The organism is Nocardia sp. NPDC060220 (assembly GCF_042727815.1).
In the GTDB taxonomy this organism is placed as follows: Bacteria; Actinomycetota; Actinomycetes; order Mycobacteriales; family Mycobacteriaceae; genus Nocardia.
In genome coordinates this window covers 1-3,686 of sequence record NZ_JBHWZY010000702.1, presented here as the reverse complement: position 1 = coordinate 3,686, position 3,686 = coordinate 1, and the positions used below count along the sequence as shown (strand labels likewise).

Genomic DNA, 3,686 nt, shown 5'->3' with positions numbered 1-3,686 from the left:
GTATCCGCTATGTGCACACCGACGCCACCAGCGAGGAGTCCGTTCAGGCCGCCATCGACGAGGCGCAAACCCTGGGCCCGCTGCGGATTTCGGTCGATACGCACGGCGGCCCCGCCAGCGGCGGACGACTGGTCGGCAAAGACGGCAGCCCGCTCGCGCTCGACGGCTTCCGCACCACGATCGAGTTCTACCTGACCGCTGTGTTCAATGTGCTGCGGCTCTCGGCCGCCGCCATCGCCAAGCAGCAACCGCTCGACGAAGGCAGTCGCGGCGTCATCGTCAACACCGCCTCGATCGCGGCCTACGAGGGCCAGATCGGCCAGCTCCCCTACGCCGCGGCCAAAGGCGGCGTGGTCGGCATGACCCTGGTCGCGGCCCGCGACCTGTCCCCGCTCGGCATCCGGGTCGTCACGATCGCACCCGGCACGTTCAACACCCCCGCCTACGGCAAGGCCGCCGATCGCTTGGAGGCCCACTGGAGCACGCAGGTCCCCCACCCGAAGCGGATGGGGCAGTCGCCGGAGTACGCGCAGCTGGCGCAGTCCATCATCGAGAACGACTACCTCAACGGCGAGGTGATCCGCCTCGACGGCGCAGTCGAGATCTCGATCCAGCTCGGTGTCGCCGACGCCATCGCCGACGTCGTCGGATCCGGGCGCACCCTGCGTCAGCACAACCTGGTCGCGTTCGGCGAGTCCCTGTGCGATTCCGAAGGCGTCCTCATCGAACGCACCGGGTCCGACCGCGACGACCGCGCCCGCAACCAGCTCATCAACCGCATCCAGGGCGTCGTCTTCGCCCAGCAGTACCTGATGCTCGACTACGACTGCCCCAAGTCGCTGTTCGACCAGGCCGTCGCGATCACCCCCGGGCTGGAGTCACCGACGGTCTCGCCGCTGACCGATCCCGAGTGGGTCGCCGTGCGCGCCCTCGTTCCCCGCAAGCAGGGCAACGAACTGATGGACCGCCTCGCCGACCTCGGCGCCAAGGCCATCCTCGCCACCGACATCCGCTCCTGCCGGGCTTTCTGAGCCCTGACGACCGGAGGCCCCTCACCTGTGTTCATCCAGGTGAGGGGCTTTCGTGCAGGTGGAGCTTTCGGCGTTCCTACTTCGCCGACAGACTCTCGAGCGCCTCACGAATGAAGCACAACGGGCAGATCGGGTCGAACGGCGCCGTCGGGTAACCGCCGATCACCGGTTGCGCAATCCGCGGCCCCGCTGACGTCTCGGCCGATGCCACGGTCGGGTAGATCCCGATCGACACCGCGACAGCCGCGACGGCCACGGCTCTGGACATGGTGCGATTCATCTGTCTCCTCAGCTCGATGGATGACAACCCGCGACGGCGGTGCACCGACAGGTCGCTACCGAGGGGATTCCCCTACGGACCGAGGGTAGTCGTGGTCGCTTCGACCCCGCGATGGATACCTCGCCGCGAGTAGGCTGGAATCGCAGATTTGTCCGGACAATCAGTGATCGGGGCGAACATGTCGAACAAGAACGAGCACGAAGAGAAGATCGAGAAGGAGCAGGTCGAGCGCGAAGAGGAACGCCGCCGCCTGCAAGAAGAAGAGGATCGTCGCCTGCAGTAGGCCTGCCCCTCGTACATCATGCAACCGATCATGTGGTCAGCGGCGAGATCCGCTCAGGCTGAACGCAATCGGTGTGCCCTCGCGATTCCGTTGCTACCTTGCGTTTTCTCGATGAGGAACAGCAAGGAGTCACCGTGTCGCAGACACAGCCCGAGCCTCGGCCGGGCAGCGCATTCAGCTGGAACGAAGACTGGTTGGCTACCGTCGTCGGGCTCGTCCTGATCGGTCTGGTACTGGTCGGCGCGATCCCTGATTGGCTGGTGCCGTGATGGGGGAGACCGGGACGACGTCGGAAACCGCGGCGTTGCAGGCGAATGCGCGGCCTGCGGTGCGCGACATCGTGGCCGGGATCGTGCTGGTGCTGGCGCTGGGCGCGTTGACGCGGTTCTTCGACACCCATGTTCCGCAGTGGGCCGCGGATACACCCTTCAAGCGGGTCGCGAAGACGGTCGAGTATCCGGTGTACGCGATCGCGATCGGGTTGATCGGCAATGTGGTGCTGAGCAAGATCGGCCTGCGGGACCGGCTTTCGGCCGGTTTCCGGACCGAGTTCTTCATCAAGACCGGGGTGGTGCTGCTCGGCGCTTCGATCAATCTGAAGATTCTGGTGACAGCGGCCGCTCCGTCGATCGTGCAGGCGCTGGCGTTGATCACCATCGTCTTCGGGTTCACCTGGTGGCTGGGCGGGGTGCTCGGTCTCGACGACAAGTTGCGGGCGCTGCTGTCGTCGGCGGTGTCGATCTGCGGGGTGAGCGCGGCCATCGCGGCGGCGGGTGCGGTGCAGGCACGACGCGAGCAGATCGCCTACGCGGCGTCGCTGGTGATCATCTTCGCGCTGCCGTCGATCTTCCTGTTGCCTTGGCTCGCTGATGTTCTCGGGCTTTCCGATGCGGTGGCAGGCGCGTGGATCGGTGGCAATATCGACACCACGGCCGCGGTGGCTGCCGCGGGTGCGCTGGCGGGTGAGCAGTCGTTGCAGATCGCGACGATCGTCAAAACCACGCAGAACGCACTCATCGGTCTCGTGGCGATCGCGCTCACCGCCTGGTTCGCGTTCCGCGTGGATCGTACCGAGGGCGCCGCTCGTCCGAGCCTCGGCGAATTCTGGGCCAGGTTCCCGAAATTCGTGCTCGGGTTCATCGCCGCCTCGATCATCGGCACGCTGTATCTGCAGTCGGTCGACAAGAAGACCGGCGCCGCGCACATCGCCGTCATCAACGACCTGCGCACCTGGTTCCTGATCCTGGCCTTCGTCTCCATCGGCCTGGAGTTCTCGCTGCGCGGGCTGCGCGAAGCCGGGTGGCGGCCGATCGTGGTCTTCGGATCGGCGGCGGTCGTGAATCTCGCCGTCGGCCTGGGTCTTTCGGTGTTGCTGTTCCGCGACTTCGCGGTCTGAGTGCCCGCTGCGGGCAGCCTCAGGAATCAGCCCGGCTGCTCGCGGTCGCCTCGGCCTTGATCTGTTCGAACTGCGCGCCCATCCGCGCGGCCAGTGCGGTCGCGGCCGACAGCGGACGGACCATCACCATCAGTTCGTCAATCTTGCCGTCCTCGTCGAGGTGGACGAAATCGCACCCGGTGAGTTGTTTGCCGTCCACGGTGGCCTCGAACACCAGGGCGTGATCGCGCCCTTCGCCGATCTCGCGCACGTAGCGGAAGTCTTCGAAGACGCGGATCACCGCGCGCAAGATGGCCGCGGTGATGGCCTTGCCGGGATAGGGCTGGAAGGCGACAGGGCTGGTGAAGACCACATTCTCGGCCAGCAATGCCTCGATGGCCGCTTCGTCTCGTGCTTCGACCGCCGTGCGGAAAGGATGCATCTGTCAGCTCACCTCATATTCAACGAGTTGCATAGGGTGTGTGCAGCTTAACCCGGACAGTGAGTGCGGTCATACGTCTTCGGGGAGACGTTCTGTCACCAGGTCGGCAGGGGCCGGGGCCTGGACCGGCCAGCCCGGGTAGGGCGGTGGCGTGCCGCCGTACTCGGGGCACAGGGGCTTGAAGTCACAGAACTTGCACATCGAGTTGCGAGTGGGCGGGAAGTCCCCGGTTCGGCCCGCGTCGATGATGGCTTGCCACAGCGCGGTGAGGATGC

General features: G+C 66.0%; 6 protein-coding genes and 1 pseudogene. 4 read left to right on the top strand and 3 right to left on the bottom strand.

What is annotated here, in order from left to right:
* Positions 1-2: 2 nt before the first annotated feature.
* A complete protein-coding gene (gene hisG, locus ACFWF3_RS28030) occupies positions 3-1,031 on the top strand; it encodes an ATP phosphoribosyltransferase (protein ID WP_379316434.1) in 1,029 nt (342 codons plus the stop codon).
* Between the two features lie 76 nt (positions 1,032-1,107).
* Here the strand turns inward: hisG and ACFWF3_RS28025 are convergent, their stop codons facing one another.
* Positions 1,108-1,311 carry a hypothetical protein gene (locus ACFWF3_RS28025; RefSeq protein WP_378988166.1) on the bottom strand — a complete coding sequence of 68 codons (204 nt, stop codon included), beginning with the start codon at positions 1,309-1,311 and terminating at the stop codon, positions 1,108-1,110.
* A gap of 148 nt (positions 1,312-1,459) precedes the next feature.
* On the opposite strand from ACFWF3_RS28025, the gene ACFWF3_RS28020 reads away from it, so the two are divergent.
* The 3 genes from ACFWF3_RS28020 to ACFWF3_RS28010 all read left to right on the top strand — a co-directional run bounded on the left by ACFWF3_RS28020 (position 1,460) and on the right by ACFWF3_RS28010 (position 2,990).
* Positions 1,460-1,594, top strand: coding sequence for a hypothetical protein (locus tag ACFWF3_RS28020; RefSeq protein WP_378988163.1), 135 nt, complete (start codon positions 1,460-1,462; stop codon positions 1,592-1,594).
* Between the two features lie 134 nt (positions 1,595-1,728).
* Complete coding sequence (locus ACFWF3_RS28015; protein WP_266290015.1) at positions 1,729-1,863, top strand: hypothetical protein; 135 nt, start codon at positions 1,729-1,731, stop codon at positions 1,861-1,863.
* Positions 1,863-2,990, top strand: coding sequence for a YeiH family protein (locus ACFWF3_RS28010; protein WP_379316431.1), 1,128 nt, complete (start codon positions 1,863-1,865; stop codon positions 2,988-2,990). The genes ACFWF3_RS28015 and ACFWF3_RS28010 overlap by 1 nt, the downstream gene beginning before the upstream one ends.
* 19 nt (positions 2,991-3,009) lie before the next feature.
* Here the strand turns inward: ACFWF3_RS28010 and ACFWF3_RS28005 are convergent, their stop codons facing one another.
* Complete coding sequence (locus tag ACFWF3_RS28005; protein ID WP_358182305.1) at positions 3,010-3,411, bottom strand: nuclear transport factor 2 family protein; 402 nt, start codon at positions 3,409-3,411, stop codon at positions 3,010-3,012.
* Positions 3,412-3,480: 69 nt separating this feature from the next.
* A pseudogene (locus ACFWF3_RS28000) lies at positions 3,481-3,686 on the bottom strand (hypothetical protein); the annotation flags it as partial.

Excerpts from the sequence above, each read along its gene's own strand:
- ACFWF3_RS28010 (WP_379316431.1), top strand. The coding sequence starts at position 1,863 with ATGGGGGAGACCGGGACGACGTCGGAAACCGCGGCGTTGCAGGCGAAT.
- ACFWF3_RS28025 (WP_378988166.1), bottom strand. The coding sequence starts at position 1,311 with ATGAATCGCACCATGTCCAGAGCCGTGGCCGTCGCGGCTGTCGCGGTG.
- ACFWF3_RS28005 (WP_358182305.1), bottom strand. The coding sequence starts at position 3,411 with ATGCATCCTTTCCGCACGGCGGTCGAAGCACGAGACGAAGCGGCCATC.